At 68.5% G+C, this 18,133-nt stretch carries 19 protein-coding genes and 1 pseudogene; 14 read left to right on the forward strand and 6 right to left on the reverse strand.

Annotated features, from left to right (window positions below):
- Positions 1-153: 153 nt before the first annotated feature.
- Positions 154-978, reverse strand: a complete 825-nt coding sequence (locus G6N66_RS10550; protein ID WP_085232550.1) for a class I SAM-dependent methyltransferase — start codon at positions 976-978, stop codon at positions 154-156.
- 512 nt (positions 979-1,490) lie between these two features.
- Between G6N66_RS10550 and G6N66_RS10555 the strand changes: the two genes are divergently transcribed.
- The 5 genes from G6N66_RS10555 (at position 1,491) to ribD (ending at position 6,106) form a co-directional block, all read left to right on the forward strand.
- Positions 1,491-1,973 (forward strand): MarR family transcriptional regulator, encoded by a 483-nt coding sequence (locus tag G6N66_RS10555; RefSeq protein ID WP_085232551.1) that lies wholly within the window; start codon positions 1,491-1,493, stop codon positions 1,971-1,973.
- Positions 1,974-2,076: 103 nt separating this feature from the next.
- On the forward strand, positions 2,077-3,006 hold the full coding sequence (gene fmt, locus G6N66_RS10560; RefSeq protein WP_085232552.1) for a methionyl-tRNA formyltransferase: 930 nt from the start codon (positions 2,077-2,079) through the stop codon (positions 3,004-3,006).
- Positions 3,003-4,391, forward strand: a complete 1,389-nt coding sequence (locus tag G6N66_RS10565; RefSeq protein ID WP_085232553.1) for an RsmB/NOP family class I SAM-dependent RNA methyltransferase — start codon at positions 3,003-3,005, stop codon at positions 4,389-4,391. Before fmt ends, G6N66_RS10565 begins: the two co-directional genes overlap by 4 nt.
- A 10-nt stretch (positions 4,392-4,401) precedes the next feature.
- Entirely contained in the window at positions 4,402-5,082 is a 681-nt protein-coding gene (gene rpe / locus G6N66_RS10570) for a ribulose-phosphate 3-epimerase (RefSeq protein ID WP_085232554.1), read from the forward strand.
- Between the two features lie 4 nt (positions 5,083-5,086).
- On the forward strand, positions 5,087-6,106 hold the full coding sequence (gene ribD, locus G6N66_RS10575; RefSeq protein WP_085232555.1) for a bifunctional diaminohydroxyphosphoribosylaminopyrimidine deaminase/5-amino-6-(5-phosphoribosylamino)uracil reductase RibD: 1,020 nt from the start codon (positions 5,087-5,089) through the stop codon (positions 6,104-6,106).
- A 4-nt stretch (positions 6,107-6,110) separates the two neighbouring features.
- Here ribD and G6N66_RS10580 read toward each other — a convergent pair whose 3' ends face one another.
- A complete protein-coding gene (locus G6N66_RS10580; RefSeq protein ID WP_085232556.1) occupies positions 6,111-7,712 on the reverse strand; it encodes an MFS transporter in 1,602 nt (533 codons plus the stop codon).
- Complete coding sequence (locus G6N66_RS10585; RefSeq protein ID WP_139825158.1) at positions 7,712-8,434, reverse strand: LppX_LprAFG lipoprotein; 723 nt, start codon at positions 8,432-8,434, stop codon at positions 7,712-7,714. Before G6N66_RS10585 ends, G6N66_RS10580 begins: the two co-directional genes overlap by 1 nt.
- 86 nt (positions 8,435-8,520) lie before the next feature.
- Here G6N66_RS10585 and G6N66_RS10590 point away from each other — a divergent pair, with 86 nt between their 5' ends.
- The 5 genes from G6N66_RS10590 (at position 8,521) to G6N66_RS10610 (ending at position 12,056) form a co-directional block, all read left to right on the forward strand.
- Positions 8,521-9,123, forward strand: a complete 603-nt coding sequence (locus G6N66_RS10590) for a riboflavin synthase (RefSeq protein ID WP_085232558.1) — start codon at positions 8,521-8,523, stop codon at positions 9,121-9,123.
- Positions 9,124-9,162: 39 nt separating this feature from the next.
- Positions 9,163-9,699 carry a nuclear transport factor 2 family protein gene (locus G6N66_RS10595; protein ID WP_085232559.1) on the forward strand — a complete coding sequence of 179 codons (537 nt, stop codon included), beginning with the start codon at positions 9,163-9,165 and terminating at the stop codon, positions 9,697-9,699.
- Between the two features lie 116 nt (positions 9,700-9,815).
- Complete coding sequence (locus G6N66_RS10600) at positions 9,816-11,093, forward strand: bifunctional 3,4-dihydroxy-2-butanone-4-phosphate synthase/GTP cyclohydrolase II (protein ID WP_085232560.1); 1,278 nt, start codon at positions 9,816-9,818, stop codon at positions 11,091-11,093.
- Positions 11,094-11,100: 7 nt separating this feature from the next.
- Entirely contained in the window at positions 11,101-11,583 is a 483-nt protein-coding gene (gene ribH, locus G6N66_RS10605; protein WP_085232561.1) for a 6,7-dimethyl-8-ribityllumazine synthase, read from the forward strand.
- A 5-nt stretch (positions 11,584-11,588) separates the two neighbouring features.
- A complete protein-coding gene (locus G6N66_RS10610) occupies positions 11,589-12,056 on the forward strand; it encodes a PH domain-containing protein (RefSeq protein ID WP_232079270.1) in 468 nt (155 codons plus the stop codon).
- Between the two features lie 29 nt (positions 12,057-12,085).
- On the opposite strand, the gene G6N66_RS10615 is transcribed toward G6N66_RS10610, so the two are convergent.
- The 3 genes and pseudogenes from G6N66_RS10615 to G6N66_RS29405 all read right to left on the reverse strand — a co-directional run.
- Positions 12,086-12,715: a hypothetical protein gene (locus tag G6N66_RS10615; RefSeq protein ID WP_085232563.1), complete on the reverse strand. Its 630-nt coding sequence runs from the start codon at positions 12,713-12,715 to the stop codon at positions 12,086-12,088.
- 91 nt (positions 12,716-12,806) lie between these two features.
- On the reverse strand, positions 12,807-13,097 hold the full coding sequence (locus G6N66_RS30020; protein WP_269474946.1) for a DivIVA domain-containing protein: 291 nt from the start codon (positions 13,095-13,097) through the stop codon (positions 12,807-12,809).
- Positions 13,095-13,226, reverse strand: a pseudogene (locus G6N66_RS29405) (DivIVA domain-containing protein); the annotation flags it as partial. The gene G6N66_RS30020 and the pseudogene G6N66_RS29405, both read right to left, overlap by 3 nt.
- 51 nt (positions 13,227-13,277) lie before the next feature.
- Between G6N66_RS29405 and uvrC the strand changes: the two are divergent.
- The 4 genes from uvrC to whiA are packed head-to-tail and all read left to right on the forward strand — an operon-like array spanning position 13,278 to position 18,119.
- Positions 13,278-15,221 carry an excinuclease ABC subunit UvrC gene (uvrC, locus tag G6N66_RS10625; RefSeq protein WP_085232565.1) on the forward strand — a complete coding sequence of 648 codons (1,944 nt, stop codon included), beginning with the start codon at positions 13,278-13,280 and terminating at the stop codon, positions 15,219-15,221.
- Complete coding sequence (rapZ, locus tag G6N66_RS10630) at positions 15,218-16,099, forward strand: RNase adapter RapZ (RefSeq protein WP_085232566.1); 882 nt, start codon at positions 15,218-15,220, stop codon at positions 16,097-16,099. Before uvrC ends, rapZ begins: the two co-directional genes overlap by 4 nt.
- Positions 16,096-17,145 carry a uridine diphosphate-N-acetylglucosamine-binding protein YvcK gene (yvcK, locus tag G6N66_RS10635; protein WP_085232567.1) on the forward strand — a complete coding sequence of 350 codons (1,050 nt, stop codon included), beginning with the start codon at positions 16,096-16,098 and terminating at the stop codon, positions 17,143-17,145. The genes rapZ and yvcK overlap by 4 nt, the downstream gene beginning before the upstream one ends.
- A complete protein-coding gene (whiA, locus tag G6N66_RS10640; RefSeq protein WP_085232594.1) occupies positions 17,142-18,119 on the forward strand; it encodes a DNA-binding protein WhiA in 978 nt (325 codons plus the stop codon). The genes yvcK and whiA overlap by 4 nt, the downstream gene beginning before the upstream one ends.
- The last annotated feature ends 14 nt before the right edge of the window (positions 18,120-18,133 follow it).

Consider the following 18,133-nt stretch of genomic DNA (forward strand, 5'->3'; position numbering starts at 1 on the left):
GCCGCCGGCGGGCGGTCTCTACTTTCGCCGAAAGTCGATGTGCGCGCGACGCCGATTGGTCAAATGCGTTGCGCCAGGGAACATATCGCCCCAACGCAATACCAACGCGGACTCAAAACAGTCGACCAGTAAATGGCGAGGCGCTCTTGTCGCTCACTTCTTTTCAGCGGTCAGCAGCAGGTACTCCCACGCCATGACGCCGTCCACCAGGTATTCGTGCGCGAGCTCGATGAGCTGCGCGTCCAGCGCGGCGGCCAGCACGGCGTTGTTGCCGATGGTGGCGAAAGCCTCGATCGTCGGCCCGTAGTGACTCTTGAAGTAGTAATGAACGTCCTGAGCTGTCTGGAACCGATCCACCAACAACACCTCGCGTCGCGTGCCGATGTTGGTGACGCGATCTTTGAGCAGCCCGACAGCGTAGTCCTCACGGCCCCATAGCGCCGCCGGTGGTACGGCCGCGGTCAGCGTTGACCGATACGGCCGGATTGCGGCCAACATTCGGCCGAAGAACCCATCGGGCGTCCAACTGATCACCGCGATCGTGCCGCCGCTGCGGCAGACGCGGATCATCTCGTCGGCCGCGCGCTGTTGATCCGGCGCAAACATCACGCCGATCGCCGACATGACGACGTCGAACTGGCCGTCGGGGAACGGTAGGGCGTGGGCGTTGGCCTCCCGCCACTCCAGCGTCAGGCCCAGTTCCGCGGCCCGTGCCCTGGACCGGTGCAGCAGCTCGGGTGTCAGGTCGGTGGAGATGACCGTGGCACCGGTCCTGGCCGCGGGAAGCGAGATGTTGCCCGATCCGGCAGCGACGTCGAGCACGCGATGGCCCACGCCCATGCCGGTCGCGGCCACCAGGGTCGGGCCGAGTGGCGCCATCACTTCCTCGGCCATGAGTGCGTAGTCGCCCAGGGCCCACACCGCACGATGGGTGGCCGCAAGCGTCAGGTCCTGCTCGATGGGCATGTCGATGGTCATAAGACCTCCTGTACAAACGGAATTCGAGGGGTGGATCGACGTCGTCGTCGTTGCGTGCCGAAGTCGCTTTTAGGCTCCCGGAATAATGCCAGCGGCTATAATACGCATAAGCAACAATATATCTATGCAATATTAAATCCGTCTTAAACCTTGCTGGCTATCTCCTGTGTGCGCAGGTCGCCACCGACGAAGAGCGCGAGGCACCGAGGACGGTTGCATCGGTTGCGGAGGCGCCTCGCCCGCACCGTGTTTCGGGCCGCCGGAGGCGCGAACTTGTGCGGTGGCGGTACATTTAGCGCCGCAGCATGCGATATCGCGTGGTGACGAAACACGTTGATCCGCAACCGGATCGCTGCGGCGGGTCGCCGGCTCGCCGGACGGAACCTGCGGTGTGTGTAGGAAACAGTGGCTAACTGAAACAGTCTGTATCTGCCATACTCGAAGGTTGCTAGACTTTTCGTGTTTTGGCCGCAGGCCGGTGTTCAGGGCCCAAGGGCCTGGAAAGGGGGACGATGGCAACCGAGAACGCGTCGGCGACAGGCGAATCGCTGGACGTGATCACCGACGCGTTGCTGACGGCGTCGCGATTGCTGGTGGCGATATCGGCTCGCTCGATCGCACAGGTGGACGACTCCATCACCATTCCGCAATTCCGCACCCTGGTGATCCTGTCGAACCGAGGCTCGATCAACTTGGCCACGCTGGCCAGCCTGCTGGGTGTGCAACCCTCGGCCACCGGCCGGATGGTCGACCGACTGGTCTCCGCCGGGCTGATCGACCGGCTGCCGCACCCCACCTCCCGGCGCGAACTGCTCGCGGCGCTGACCAAGCGTGGACGAGAGGTCGTCCGGCGCGTCACCGAGCATCGGCGAGCCGAGATCGCCGGCATCGTGGAAAAGATGCCGCCCGCCGACCGTCTCGGTCTGGTGCGGGCGCTGACGGCGTTCGCCGCCGCCGGCGGTGAGCCCGACGCCAACCTCGACATCGAAATCTAGGGCGGCACATAGGCAAGGGTGGTCGCCCCAGACCCATTACGCCGAAAGGTAGCAACTGTCCACTACTTCGTCGGGCCGGCGCCGCCCTTTCTAGACTGGTCCGGTGCGCCTCGTCTTCGCCGGCACCCCCGAACCCGCGCTGCCCGCGATGCGTCGCCTCATCGAGTCGCCCCGGCATGACGTGGTGGCGGTGCTGACCCGGCCCGACGCGGCCTCGGGCCGGCGCGGTAAGCCGGCGCCATCGCCGGTGGCCCGCGAGGCGCTGGACCGCGGCATTCCGGTGTTGCGGCCGGCGCGGCCGAACTCGCCGGAGTTCGTCGCCGAACTCGCGGAGCTGGCACCCGAGTGTTGCGCGGTGGTGGCCTACGGGGCGCTGCTCGGCGACGGTCTGCTCGCGGTGCCCGCCCACGGCTGGATCAACTTGCACTTCTCACTGCTGCCCGCATGGCGCGGCGCGGCGCCGGTGCAGGCAGCCATCGCCGCGGGGGACACCATCACCGGGGCCACGACATTCCGGATCGAGCCGAGCCTGGACTCCGGGCCGGTCTACGGCGTGGTCACCGAGACGATTCGGCCCACCGACACCGCCGCGGATCTGCTTGAGCGGCTGTCCCTTTCGGGTGCCGAACTGTTGTCGACCACCCTGGACGGCATTGCCGACGGGACCCTGACGCCGCGCCCGCAGCCGACCGAGGGTGTCAGCCTGGCACCGAAGATCACCGTCGAGCAGGCCCGGGTGCGGTGGGATCTGCCGGCCCCGGTCGTCGAGCGTCGGATCCGCGCGGTCACGCCTAATCCGGGCGCCTGGACCGAGATCGCGGACCTGCGGATCAAACTGGCGCCGGTGCACCTCGACCAAGCGCCAAAGCCGTTGCCGCCCGGCGCTATTCACGTCGACCGCAAGAGCGTGTGGATCGGCACCGGCTCGGATCCGGTGCGGCTGGGCCAGATCCAGCCGCCCGGCAAAAAGCTGATGGATGCCGCCGACTGGGCTCGCGGCGCCCGGCTCGACGCCGCGGCACGCGCGTCATGACGCGGCCGCAAAACCGGCGGCAAGGACGAAAAGGTCCGGGCCGCAAGCCCTTAGACCCCGCGCGCGCCGCCGCGTTCGAGGTGCTGCGGGCGGTCAGCGAACGCGAGGCATACGCCAACCTGGCGCTGCCGGCGGTGCTGCGGCGACGCGGCATCAGCGGGCGCGACGCCGCGTTCGCCACCGAGTTGACCTACGGCACCTGCCGCACCCTGGGACTGCTCGACGCGGTCATCGGCGCGGCCGCCGGACGCTCACCGGAGGCCATCGATCCGGTGCTGCTCGACCTGCTGCGGCTCGGCGCCTACCAACTGCTGCGCACCCGGGTCGGCGCACACGCGGCGGTGGCAACCACCGTCGACCAGGCCGGAATCGAATTCGACTCGGCGCGAGCGGGTTTCGTCAACGGCGTGTTGCGCACCATCGCGGGACGCGACGAAAAGTCCTGGGTCGACGAGCTGGCCCCGGATGCGTCGGCCGACCCGATCGGGCACGCCGCGTTCGTGCACGCCCACCCGCGCTGGATCGCTCAGGCCTTTGCCGACGCGCTGGGCGCGGCGGCGGGAGAACTCGACGCGCTGCTGACAACCGACGACGAACGGCCACAGGTGCATCTGGCGGCCCGCCCGGGCGTGCTGTCCGCCGCCGAACTGGCCGACACGGTGCACGGCACCGTCGGCCGCTACTCGCCGTACGCCGTGTACTTGGCCGGGGGCGACCCCGGACAACTGGACCCGGTCCGCGACGGGCGGGCCCTGGTGCAGGACGAGGGCAGTCAATTGGTGGCCCGGGCGCTGACCCTGGCACCGGTGGACGGCGACACCGGGCGCTGGCTGGACCTGTGCGCGGGGCCGGGCGGCAAGACGGCGCTGCTGGCCGCGATGGGCGTCGACTGCGGGGCCCGGGTCACGGCCGTGGAGCCCGCACCGCGTCGCGCGGAGCTGGTGGCGCAGAACACTTCCGGGCTCCCGGTGCAGCTGCTGCGGGCCGACGGGCGCGAGACCGGCCTGGAGCCCGGCTTCGACCGGGTGCTCGTCGACGTGCCCTGCACCGGGCTGGGCGCCCTGCGGCGACGTCCCGAGGCGCGCTGGCGGCGGCAGCCGGCCGACGTGCCGGCGCTGGCCAAGCTGCAACGGGAGCTGCTGGCCGCGGCGATCGCCCTGACGCGGCCCGGCGGCGTGGTGCTGTACGCGACCTGCTCGCCGCACCTGGCCGAGACCTCGGGGGTGGTCGCCGACGCGCTGCGCCGGCATCCGGTGTGCGCGTTGGACACCCGGCCGCTGTTCGAGCCCATCCGCGAGGGCCTCGGCGACGGCCCCGCCGTCCAGCTCTGGCCGCACCGACACGGCACCGACGCGATGTTCGCTGCGGCCCTGCGCCGCCAGTAGTCTGGCCAACATGCCCGGACCGCTCATCGCACCGTCGATCCTGGCCGCCGATTTCGCCCGCCTCGCCGACGAAGCCGCCGCCGTCACCGGCGCCGACTGGTTGCACGTCGACGTGATGGACGGCCACTTCGTGCCGAACCTGACGATCGGGCTGCCCGTGGTGGAAAGCCTGCTCACCCACACCGACATCCCGATGGATTGCCATTTGATGATCGAGGACCCGGACCGCTGGGCACCTCCGTACGCCGAAGCGGGCGCCTACAACGTCACCTTCCACGCCGAGGCCACCGACAACCCGATCGCGGTGGCCCGCGACATCCGCGCCGCCGGAGCCAAGGCCGGGATCAGCATCAAGCCGAAGACGCCGTTGGATCCTTACCTGGAGATCCTGCCGCACTTCGACACCTTCCTCGTCATGTCGGTGGAGCCCGGTTTCGGGGGCCAGAGCTTCATCCCCGACGTGCTGGGCAAGGTGCGGACGGTCCGCAAGCTGGTCGACTCGGGGGAGCTGACCATCCTGGTCGAGATCGACGGCGGCATCAACGCGGACACGATCGAGCAGGCCGCCGAGGCCGGCGTCGACTGCTTCGTGGCGGGATCGGCGGTCTACGGCGCCGACGATCCGGAGGCCGCGGTGGCGGCGCTCCGTAGGCAGGCGGCCACGGCGTCAGCGCACCTTGGGCGCACCTGAGCCCATGGCCGTGGAACAAGTCAAAAGCATCGAAGAGGCGATGGCCCTCGCCATCCAGCACTCCTACCAGGTCAAGGGCAACACCTATCCAAACCCGCCGGTCGGGGCCGTCATCGTGGACCCCGAAGGCCGCATTGTCGGCGTCGGCGCGACCCAGCCCGCCGGCGGTGACCACGCCGAGGTCATCGCCCTGCGCCGGGCCGGCGGTCTGGCGGCCGGCGGCATCGCCGTCGTCACCCTGGAGCCGTGCAACCACTACGGCAAGACCCCGCCGTGCGTGAACGCCCTGATCGAAGCCCGGGTGGGCACGGTCGTCTACGCCGTCACCGATCCCAACGGGATCGCCGGCGGCGGCGCCGGGCGACTGCAGGCGGCCGGCGTCCAGGTGCGGCCGGGCGTGCTGGCCGACCAGGTCGCCGCCGGACCGCTGCGGGAGTGGTTGCACAAGCAGCGGACCGGGCTGCCGCACGTGACGTGGAAGTACGCCAGCAGCGTCGACGGCCGCAGCGCCGCGGCCGACGGGTCCAGTCGGTGGATCTCCAGTGAGGCCGCCCGCGCGGACCTGCACCGCCGCCGCGCGGCCGCCGATGCCATCGTGGTCGGCACCGGCACCGTGCTTGCCGACGATCCTGCCCTGACCGCCCGGTTGCCCGACGGTTCACTGGCCGACAAGCAACCGCTGCGCGTGGTGGTGGGCATGCGTGAAATACCTTCCGAGGCAAAGGTTCTCAACGACGATTCGCGCACCATGGTGATTCGCACCCACGATCCCGCGGAGGTCATCAAGGCGCTGTCGGATCGCACCGATGTGCTCATCGAGGGCGGCCCCACCCTGGCCGGCGCCTTCCTGCGGGCCGGGGCGATCAACCGGATCCTGGCCTACGTCGCGCCGATCCTGTTGGGTGGGCCGGTCGCCGCCGTCGACGACGTCGGGGTGTCCAACATCACGCACGCCTTGCGCTGGCAATTCGACGGTGTCGAACGCGTCGGCCCGGATCTGCTGCTCAGCCTGGTGGCGCGTTAGCGCGTCACGCCGTGGCTGGGTCGGTCACGGCCGATTGTTCGGGGACTTCCGGTTCGCCCGGCTCGATCGCGCGGCGCTTTCGGCTGCCGAGCAACAGGCCCAGCAGGGCGCCGACGATGCAGATGAACACGGTGACCTCGAAGATGCCGCCGTACATCTCCTCGAATGCCTTCAGGTACAGGTCCTTCTGGATGAGCAGACGCTCCAACAGGCTCGCGTTGGCCGGGATTTCCGCCGACTTCCTCGCCAGGATGTTGTTGAACTGGTAGAAGCCCCAGGCGCTGAGCGCGGCCACCCCGATCAACATCCCGGTATTGCGGGCCACCACCACCGCCGCCGAGGCGATCCCGTGCTGCGCGCTGGGCACCACCCGCAGGGCGGCCGACGAGAGCGGGCCGATCACCAGGCCGAGCCCGACACCGGCCACCAGCAGGTCCGCGTGCAGGACCGGGACGCTGAACAGCCCGAGAATGTTGTGCTTGCGGTCGATGAGATCCGCCCGCCAGTAGTGAATCAGCCAGTAGCCGTAGGCCGCGATGAGCAGCCCGACGAAGGTCACCGCGCGGTCCCCGACGCGGGTGGCGATCCACCCGCCCGCCACGGCGCCGATCGGCAGGGCGATCAGGAACCACAGCAGCAGCCCGGCCGCCGCGGTTTGGTCCATCGACAGCACACCCTGGCCGAACAGTTCGACGTTGACCAGCGTCACCATCAACGCCGCGCCCGCGCACACCGACGTCGCCAGTGCGGCCAGGAACGGCACGAAATGCACCCCGGCCGGATTGATCAGGCGGGTGCGCGAGAACCGCTCCCAGCACAGGAACGCCACTCCGGCGACGACCGCGCCGATGACCAGTGGCGGCCCGTAGCTCGGCAGCACCACCTTGCCGTCGGGATTGGGGTTGTACAGCCCCACCACCGCGAGGCCCAGGGCGATCGCCAGCAGCACGCCGCCGACCAGGTCGATGCGCTCCGGATTGGCGCTGCGATCGTGCCCCGGCAGGCTGAACTGGATCATCGCCATGGCGATCAGCGTCAGCGGGACGTTGATCCAGAACACGTCGCGCCAGTCGTGTAGCAGCCAGACGATGAAGATGCCGTACAGCGGGCCGAGCACCATGCCCAGCTCCTGCGCCGCGCCGATGCCGCCGAGCACGCCGGCGCGGTTGCGCTGCGCCCAGAGATCCGCGCCCAGCGCCAGCGTGACCGGTAGCAGGGCGCCGCTGGCCACGCCCTGGATGGTGCGGCCGGCGATCAGCACTTGGAAGGCCGCGTTGGGGTCGTCACCGAGCAGGCCCCACTGGCCGATCTGCACCGACAACGCGGTGACCACGGAGCCGAGCATGAACAGGGCCAAGCTCAGTTGCAGCACCAGCTTGCGGCCAAACCGGTCGGAGGCGCGCCCCAGCAACGGCATTGCGGCGATGTACCCCAGCAGGTACATCGTGATGATCCAGGTGATCCGCTGCAGCTTGTTCACCGGGATGCCGACATCGGTCATGATGTCGCGGATGATGGTGATCACCACGTAGGCGTCCAGCGCCCCCAACAGAACCGCGAGGCTGCCCGCGGTGATCGCGACCCGGCGTCCGGTCTGCGTGCTCATCAGCTCACCGGGGGCTTGGTGACCTGCACCGGCTGGTTCCAGTTCGACAAGGTCATCTGGACGGAATTGCCCGAACTCTTGTCCAACTTGGACTGCACCAGCTGATGGTCGCCGGATTCCTGGATCCACACCGTGGCCGGTGTCGAGTTGCCCGCGCTGAGCTGCGAGGCGATCTTGTTCACCGCGGCGGAGGGGACGGTGCCGCTGATGCGGATGGTGCTCTGCCCGTTGATGGTCTCGCGGCCTTCGGCCTTGGGGTTCTGGAAGTTCGCCAGCACGTTGGCAAGGCCGTTGTCCGGGTTCAGGATCGTCGAGACGTCGTAAATGTCGGCGGCCTTGCCGAAATCGCTCCACTTATTCGGGGTCAGGGTGGCGTAGAGCTCGCCGTCCAGGACGACGAAGTTCGCGTCGACCTCGGAACCCGCGACCATCAGTTGCGCATCGCCGGACGCAGCGGTGGCCGGGGCGGTGGTGAGGTCGCCGGTGAGCGTCTTGATGGGCAGCCCCGGAATCTTGCCGATCACCGTCAGGACCAGATGCGCGCTCTTGAGATTTTTGGTGACGTCGGTGGACTGCTTGACCAATGTCGTCGCGTCGGGGAGCGGCGCCCCGCTCTGGCTGGAGCCCTTCGAGCATCCCGCCGATCCCGTGATCAGGGCTGCGGCGACGCTCACGGCGGCGAGGACGACAAATAATCGGCGGCGGGTCTGCATAGTCTGCATCGTAGAGGGTGGACGTGAGCAGGCCGGTGAAGCGACGGGCCGCTCCCGGGGTGCCCGGGCCCCGCAACGGTCATTAACCTGGTGCAATGTTCACCGGAATTGTCGAGGAACTCGGGGAGGTCACGGGCCGGGAACCGCTCGCGGACGCCGCACGTCTGATCATTCGCGGGCCCGTCGTCACCGGCGACGCCGGCCACGGTGATTCGATCGCGGTCAACGGTGTCTGCCTGACGGTGGTGGAGGTGCTGCCCGACGGTCAGTTCAGCGCCGACGTGATGGGTGAGACCCTCAGCCGATCCAACCTGGGCGGGCTGCGGGTGGGCAGCCCGGTGAACCTGGAGCGGGCCGCGGCGATCAATAGCCGGCTCGGCGGGCACATCGTGCAGGGACATGTGGACGGGACCGGCGAGGTGGTGGCCCGCACACCGTCCGAGCATTGGGAAGTGGTGCGGATCGAGGTGCCCGCCGAGGTGGCCCGCTACGTCGTCGAGAAGGGGTCGATCACCGTGGACGGGATTTCGTTGACCGTCTCCGGGCTGGGCGCCGAGCCGCGGGACTGGTTCGAGGTGTCGTTGATCCCGACGACTCGCGAGCTCACCACGCTGGGCACCGCCCCGGTGGGCACGCAGGTGAACCTCGAGGTCGACGTGATCGCCAAGTATGTTGAGCGGCTGCTGGCGACGCGCTAGAAAAAGCCGTCTACCAGCCCCGAAGCGCTATATTGACGCATGGTCGAAACTGAACAGCACATCGCGATCGATCCGGCCGAGCTGCGGGCGATGCTCGACAAGCAGGCGATCACCGAGCAGATCAACCGCTACTGCCGCGCGGTGGACCGGCTGGACATCCCGCTGGGACATTCGGTCTTTCACGAGGACGCGACGGCGGACTACGGCGAGGCGCTCTACCAGGGCGACGGACGCGGTGTGATCGATTTCATCTGCGCCTCGCACCTGCTGACCCTCAACCATTCGCACCAGGTCTGCAACAGCATCATCACCCTCGACGGCGACCGCGCGGGCAGCGAAACCTACTTCCATTCCGCGACGCGGTTGGCGCAGGACGACAAGGTCATGCAGATCCGGGTTTGGGGCCGCTACCTCGACGAGTGGTCGCGACGGGAGGGCCAGTGGCGCATCGACAAGCGGCTGACCCTGTTCGACTTCGACGAAGTCCGGGAGGTCACCGAGATGACCCAGCGCCCCGCCACCCGCGACCGCACCGATCCGTCCTATGCCGTGCTGGAATTTAGCGGATCCCGCTGAATGGGCGTGAACGAGCCCGAATAAGCCATGGCAATAACCGCAGCGCCATGGTGGTTCATACTGGATGTCACACCCGCGCTTCTCGTGGAAGCCGGTCTGAGAGCAAGGTAGCGACGATGACGAGGTTGGACTCCGTCGAGCGGGCGGTTGCCGACATCGCGGCGGGCAAGGCCGTCGTCGTCATCGACGACGAGGAACGCGAAAACGAGGGTGACCTCATCTTCGCCGCCGAAATGGCGACGCCGGAGATGGTGGCCTTCATGGTCCGCTACACCTCGGGATACTTGTGTGTGCCGCTGGACGGCGCGATCTGCGACCGGTTGGGCCTGTTGCCGATGTATGCGGTCAACCAGGACAAGCACGGCACCGCCTACACCGTGACCGTCGACGCAAGACAAGGTGTCGGGACGGGCATTTCCGCGTCCGACCGCGCCACCACCATGCGCCTGTTGGCCGATCCCACCACCGTCGCCGACGATTTCACCCGCCCCGGGCATGTGGTTCCGTTGCGCGCCAAGGACGGTGGCGTGTTGCGCCGGCCCGGCCACACCGAGGCCGCCGTCGACCTGGCCCGGATGGCGGGCCTGCAACCCGCCGGGGCGATCTGTGAGATCGTCAGCCAGAAGGACGAGGGGTCGATGGCCCAGACCGACGAGTTGCGGGTCTTCGCCGACGAGCACGGTCTGGCGCTGATCACGATCGCCGACATCATCGAATGGCGGCGCAAGCACGAGAAGCACATCGAGCGGATCGCCGAGGCCCGGATCCCGACGCGGCACGGCGAATTCCGCGCCATCGGTTACACCAGCATCTACGACGAAGTCGAACACGTGGCACTGGTTCGCGGCGACATCGCCGGGCCGGACGCCGAGGGCGACGATGTGTTGGTCCGGGTGCACTCCGAATGCCTGACCGGTGACGTGTTCGGTTCGCGGCGTTGCGACTGCGGTCCACAGCTGGATGCCGCGATGGCGATGGTCGCGCGTGAGGGCCGCGGCGTGGTGCTGTACATGCGCGGCCACGAGGGCCGCGGCATCGGGCTGCTGCACAAGCTGCAGGCCTATCAGCTGCAGGACGCCGGCGCCGACACGGTGGATGCCAACCTCAAGCTTGGATTGCCCGCCGACGCAAGGGATTACGGGATCGGCGCGCAGATCCTCGTCGACCTCGGGGTGCGTTCGATGCGGCTGCTGACCAACAACCCGGCCAAGCGGGTCGGGTTGGACGGCTACGGACTGCACATCCTCGAGCGGGTGCCGCTGCCGGTGCGGGCCAACGCCGAGAACATCCGCTACCTGATGACCAAGCGCGACAGGATGGGCCACGATCTGGTCGGGCTGGATGACTTCCACGAATCTGTTTATTTGCCGGGCGAATTCGGCGGTGCTCTGTGAGCGGTAAATGAGCGGTGGTGCCGGTGTGCCGGACATTCCGGCGCTGGACGCCTCCGGTCTGAGGCTTGCCATCGTCGCGAGCACCTGGCACACCCAGATCTGCGACGCTCTGCTGGCCGGCGCCTGCAAGGCGGCCTCGGAGTCGGGCATCGACGCCCCGACCGTGGTTCGTGTCCTCGGCGCGATCGAGATCCCGGTGGTGGCACAGGAACTCGCCCGCAACCACGATGTCGTCGTCGCGCTTGGGGTGGTAATTCGGGGTGAGACACCACATTTCGACTATGTTTGCGATTCCGTGACCCAAGGCCTGACCCGGCTTGCGCTGGACGCCTCCACGCCGATCGCCAACGGGGTCCTCACCTGCAACACCGAGGAGCAGGCGCTGGCCCGCGCCGGCCTTCCGGAGTCGGTCGAAGACAAGGGGGCCCAGGCGACCGCGGCCGGCCTGACCGCCGCGCTGACCCTGCGTGACCTGCGCGCTCGGTCGTGACGTCGGTGGCACAACGGGACGTTTGGGACGTTGAACTGCGCCCCCATCTGACGCCGCTGTTCGCCTACGGCGCAGCATTTTTGATCGCGGCGGTGCACATCGTGGCGGGCGCGCTGCTCAAGCAGCAGTCCACCGGAGTGATCTTCCAGACCGCCGACCAGGTCGCGCTGGGCCTGCTCGGTGTGGTCATCGCCGGGGCCGTGCTGTTGCTGGCACGGCCGCGGCTGCGGGTCGGCCCGCCGGGTCTTTCGGTACGTAACCTGTTGGGGGACAGGCTTATCCCGTGGTCGGACACGGTCGGGGTGTCCTTTCCGGTTGGCAGCCGCTGGGCGCGCGTCGACTTATTCGACGACGAGTACGTCCCGGTGATGGCGATCCAGGCCGTCGACAAGGACCGTGCCGTCGCCGCCATGGACACCGTGCGTGAGCTGTTGGCCCGCTATCGGCCGGACCTGGGTCACACGTCCGAGTAGAACGTGACGAAGCCGCTGGCGCCGGCCGACTATGCCGTCCTGAAGAACTTGAGTTCGCGACCGGACGGCAATGGGGCGCCGGGCTGCGCATAGGGGTATGCGCGCAACGCGGTCAGGCTCTCCATGCGGTCGATGAGACAGCGCATGGACGCCCCGACGACAATGCGCTCGGCATCCAGCGGCCCGACCGTCGTATATACGCTACTGAAGGGCCGCGGGGGGCTTAGCTCGATCTCGCAGTCCACCCGCTGACCGGATTCGCCGACATCGCCGGGTTCGACCGTGCGGAAGGTGACCGTCCCGTCTTCCCACCGAACCTTCTCGACGCTGCGGCTGCGGGCCTTCGCCAGCACCACCAGTGCCGCGGCGGCACCCACAAACAGCGCGATCCCGATCCACATCAGTGCGCCGTGGCCAACGAACGTTACTGTGACACCGGCGATGCACAGCACCACCAGGGTGCTCGCGACGATGCGTTCGACCTGCCACTGCGCCCGGCTGATCCCCGCCTCCTCGCGGACGCGCATCCGACGCTCGCGCCGGTCGCGCTTCGGATCCGCCTCGGGCCCCGTTGCGCCCTCGCTGCGCTCGCGGCGGGCGGCGCGCGCCTGCGCCAACTGTCGTTCGAGGTCGGCGATTCGTTCCTCGGGATCGTCCATTGGCACATGGTCCCACCCGGCAAGCCGCGGCGGGAGGCTTACGCGCGCAAGGATTCCGCAACTGCCCGGCAATGGGTACGTGCGGTCCGAATCAGTCTTGGAGGATCCATGTGAAGAGCTGGATCACGGCATTACCGGCCCGGCGGAGCCAGCTCTCGTCACCGGCGTGCCTCGCGGCGCCGTGCCGCGCGGACAACCGACCGGACGGCGGTGGCGCAACGGCGCCCGGGCGCGATCGCCCAGGTTGGAGGTGCTGCGCGACAAAGTCGAGAAACGCGTCGACCTGGTCTTCGTTGTATCCGCGCCGTCCGAGCGGCGGCTTCGCGAAAACCACGTTGCGGACTTGCTCGGGACTGAGGCCGCCTCCCGCCGGATCCCGCAGCGCCGCCTCGACGAGGTCGAGAAACGCGTCGACCTGGTCTTCGTTATAGCCGCGTTTTCCGATGGGGGGTTTGGCGAACGCCACGTTGTGGACCAGCTCTGCGGTGAGGCCACCGTTGGTCGTGTCCATCAGGAAATGGTCGCACCCCGCCCCCGTTTTGGCGGCTACTAGCCTGGATACGTGCCAGATCCCGCCACGTATCGCCCCGCGCCCGGGTCCATCCCGGTCGAGCCCGGCGTCTACCGATTCCGGGATTCGCACGGGCGCGTCATCTACGTCGGCAAGGCCAAGAGCCTGCGCAGCCGGCTGACGTCATACTTCCAAGACATCTCGGCGCTGCAACCCCGCACCCGGCAGATGGTGACCACCGCGGCCAAGGTCGAGTGGACGGTGGTCACCACCGAAGTCGAGGCGCTGCAGCTCGAATACAACTGGATCAAGGAGTTCGATCCGCGCTTCAACATCCGCTACCGCGACGACAAGTCGTACCCCGTGCTGGCGGTCACCCTCAACGAGGAGTTTCCGCGGCTGATGGTCTACCGCGGCCCGCGGCGCAAGGGTGTGCGCTATTTCGGGCCGTACTCGCATGCCTGGGCCATCCGGGAAACGCTGGACCTGCTCACCCGGGTGTTTCCGGCCCGAACCTGTTCGGCCGGAGTGTTCAAGCGACACAAGCAGATTGACCGCCCCTGCCTGCTCGGCTACATCGACAAGTGCTCGGCGCCGTGCGTCGGCCGGGTCAGCGCCGAGCAGCATCGCCAAATCGTCATCGACTTCTGCGACTTCCTGTCCGGCAAGACCGACCGGTTCGCCAAAGAGCTGGAACAGCAGATGAACGCCGCGGCCGAAACACTCGATTTCGAGCGGGCCGCACGCCTTCGCGACGACCTGGGCGCGCTGAAGCGGGCGATGGAGAAACAGGCCGTGGTCTTCGGCGACGGCACCGACGCCGACGTGGTCGCGTTCGCCGACGACGAACTCGAGGCGGCGGTGCAGGTGTTCCACGTCCGCGGTGGCCGGGTGCGCGGTCAGCGTGGCTGGATCGTCGAAAAGGCCGGGGACCCGGGCGATTCCGGTGAGGAGCGGTTGGTCGAGCAGTTCCTGACGCAGTTCTACGGCGACCAGGCCGAGCTCGACGGTGCGGCCGACGAATCGACCAACCCCGTGCCCCGCGAGGTGTTGGTGCCGTGCCTGCCGTCGAACTCCGAACAGCTGGCCAGCTGGTTGTCCGGCCTGCGTGGTTCGCGCGTCACATTGAGGGTGCCGCGCCGCGGTGACAAGAAGGCGCTGGCCGAAACCGTGCAGCGCAACGCGAAAGAGGCGCTGCAGCAACACAAGCTGAAGCGCGCCGGCGACTTCAACGCCAGATCCGCCGCGCTGCAGAGCATTCAAGAGGCGCTCGGCCTCGCCGACGCGCCGCTGCGCATCGAGTGCGTCGACGTCAGCCACGTGCAGGGCACCGACGTGGTGGGCTCACTGGTGGTGTTCGAGGACGGACTGCCGCGCAAGTCCGACTACCGGCACTTCGGGATCAAGGAAGCGGCCGGACAGGGCCGCTCCGACGACGTCGCCTCCATCGCCGAGGTGACCCGCCGCCGCTTCTACCGACACCTCCAAGAGCAGAACGATCCGAATCTGCTTTCCGCGGAAGGAAAATCGCGCCGGTTCGCCTATCCGCCCAACCTGTTCGTCGTGGACGGCGGTGCGCCCCAAGTCAATGCGGCCAACGCCGTGCTCGAGGAGCTCGGCATCACCGACGTCGCGGTGATCGGCCTGGCCAAGCGGCTGGAAGAGGTGTGGGTGCCCTCGGAGCCCGATCCGATCATCATGCCGCGCAACAGCGAGGGGCTGTATTTGCTGCAGCGGGTGCGTGACGAGGCGCACCGGTTCGCCATCGCCTACCATCGCAGCAAGCGATCCAAGCGGATGACGGCCTCGGCGCTGGACGCGGTGCCGGGGCTGGGCGAGCATCGCCGCAAGGCGCTGGTCACCCATTTCGGATCGATAGCCCGCCTCAAGGAGGCCACCGTCGACCAGATCACCGCCGTGCCGGGTATCGGCGTGGCAACGGCCAACGCGGTCCTGCAGGCGCTGCGACCTGAGCCCAACGGAGCTCCCGAATGACGACCGACGCTGCCGCCGACATCGATGTCGTGCTGGTGACCGGGCTGTCCGGGGCCGGGCGCGGCACGGCGGCCAAGGTGCTCGAGGACCTCGGCTGGTATGTGGCCGACAACCTGCCGCCGCAGCTGATCACCCGGATGGTGGATTTCGGGCTGGCCGCCGGATCTCGCATCACCCAATTGGCGGTGGTGATGGACGTGCGGTCGCGCGGATTCACCGGCGACCTGGACTCCGTGCGCAACGAACTGGCCACCCGCAACATCACCCCCCGCGTGGTGTTCATGGAGGCGTCCGACGACATGTTGGTGCGCCGCTACGAACAAAACCGGCGCAGTCATCCGCTCCAGGGTGAGCAGACCCTGGCCGAGGGGATCGCCGCCGAGCGCAGGATGCTGGCCCCGGTGCGCGCCACCGCGGACCTGATCATCGACACGTCGACGCTGTCGGTGCACGGACTGCGGGACAGCATCGAGCGCGCGTTCGGCGGCGACCGGGGCGCGACCACCAGCGTGACGGTCGAATCCTTCGGCTTCAAGTACGGCCTGCCGATGGACGCCGACATGGTGATGGACGTGCGGTTCCTACCCAACCCGCACTGGGTCGACGAGCTCCGCGAACTGACCGGCCAGCATCCGGCGGTGCGCGACTATGTGCTGGGCCAGAACGGCGCGGCCGAGTTCCTCGAGACTTACCATCGATTGCTGTCCCTGGTTGTCGAGGGCTATCGCCGGGAGGGGAAGCGATACATGACGGTCGCCATCGGCTGCACCGGCGGCAAGCACCGCAGCGTCGCGATCGCCGAAGCCTTGATGCGGCTGCTGGGGTCGAACCCTCGGCTGTCGGTGCGGGTTCTGCACCGGGACCTGGGTCGCGAATGAGCGAGCCGACGAGCCCGCCAATGACGTCGTCGACGCACAGCATCGTCGCCCTGGGGGGCGGTCACGGGTTGTATGCCACGCTATCGGCGGCCCGTCGGCTCACGCCCCATGTGACCGCCATCGTCACGGTGGCCGACGACGGTGGCTCCTCGGGCCGGCTGCGCAACGAACTCGACGTGGTCCCGCCGGGGGATTTGCGAATGGCCTTGGCGGCGTTGGCATCCGACAGCCCGCACGGGCGGCTGTGGGCCACCATCGTGCAGCATCGGTTCGGCGGCGACGGCGCTTTGGCCGGGCATCCGATCGGCAACCTGATGCTGGCCGGGCTGTCCGAGGTGCTGGGCGACCCGGTCGCCGCCCTGGACGAGCTCGGGCGAATCCTGGGCCTCAAGGGCCGGGTGTTGCCGATGTGCCCGATCCCGCTGCAGATCGAGGCCGACGTCTCCGGCCTGGAAGCCGATCCGCGGATGTTCCGGCTGATCCGCGGTCAGGTCGCGATCGCGACCACCCCCGGCAAGGTGCGCCGCGTGCGGCTCCTGCCGCCCGACCCGCCGGCGACGCGGCAGGCCGTCGACGCCATCATGGCCGCCGATTTGGTGGTGCTGGGCCCGGGCTCGTGGTTCACCAGCGTAATCCCGCATGTGCTGGTGCCCGGGCTGGCCGCGGCGCTGCGCGCCACCACGGCCCGGCGGGCGCTGGTGCTGAACTTGGTCGCCGAGCCGGGGGAGACGGCCGGGTTCTCGGTGGAGCGCCATCTGCACGTGCTGGCCCAACACGCGCCCGGGTTCAGCGTGCACGACATCATCATCGACGCCGAGCGAGTCCCCAGCGACCGCGACCGCGAGCAACTGCGGCGCACGGCGACGCTGCTGCAGGCCGAGGTCCACTTCGCCGACTTGGCCAGACCTGGTACACCTTTACATGACCCAGGCAAGCTGGCGGCCGCCCTGGACGGGGTGCGGGTTCAGGGCTCCTCGGCATCGACCGTGACGGCCACCGAAGAGATTCGGATCGACGAACCAAGGGGTGACGACGCGTGGCGATGACGACAGAAGTCAAGGACGAGTTGAGTCGCTTAGTGGTGAAATCGGTCAGCGCTCGTCGTGCGGAAGTCACATCGCTGCTCAGGTTCGCCGGCGGATTACACATCGTGAGCGGACGCGTCGTCGTCGAAGCCGAGGTGGATCTGGGCAACATCGCGCGTCGGCTGCGCAAGGACATTTTCGAGCTGTACGGCTACAACGCGGTGGTGCATGTGTTGTCGGCCAGCGGGATTCGCAAGAGCACCCGGTATGTTCTGCGGGTCGCCAACGACGGCGAGGCGCTGGCCCGCCAGACCGGGCTGCTGGACATGCGCGGCCGCCCGGTGCGGGGGCTGCCGGCCCAGGTCGTCGGCGGCAGCATCGGTGACGCCGAGGCCGCGTGGCGGGGCGCCTTTTTGGCGCACGGATCGCTGACCGAGCCCGGACGGTCGTCGGCGCTGGAGGTCAGCTGCCCCGGCCCGGAGGCCGCGCTGGCGTTGGTGGGTGCGGCGCGCCGGCTCGGGGTCAGCGCGAAGGCTCGCGAGGTGCGCGGCGCCGACCGGGTGGTGGTGCGCGACGGCGAGGCGATCGGCGCCTTGCTGACCCGGATGGGCGCCCAGGACACCCGGCTGGTGTGGGAGGAGCGCCGGTTGCGTCGCGAGGTGCGTGCGACGGCCAACCGGCTCGCCAATTTCGACGACGCCAACCTGCGCCGTTCGGCCCGGGCCGCGGTGGCGGCGGCCGCCCGGGTGGAGCGGGCCCTGGAGATCCTCGGCGATACGGTCCCCGAACACCTGGCCTCGGCGGGCAAACTGCGCGTCGAGCATCGGCAGGCTTCGCTCGAGGAGCTGGGCCGGCTGGCCGACCCTCCGATGACGAAGGACGCTGTGGCAGGCCGCATTCGGCGGTTGCTGTCCATGGCCGACCGTAAGGCCAAGGTCGAGGGCATCCCCGACACCGAGTCGGCGGTCACCCCGGACCTCCTCGAGGACGCCTGAGCACCAAAAAGGCA

This window comes from Mycobacterium conspicuum (genome assembly GCF_010730195.1).
Classification (GTDB): domain Bacteria; phylum Actinomycetota; class Actinomycetes; order Mycobacteriales; family Mycobacteriaceae; genus Mycobacterium; species Mycobacterium conspicuum.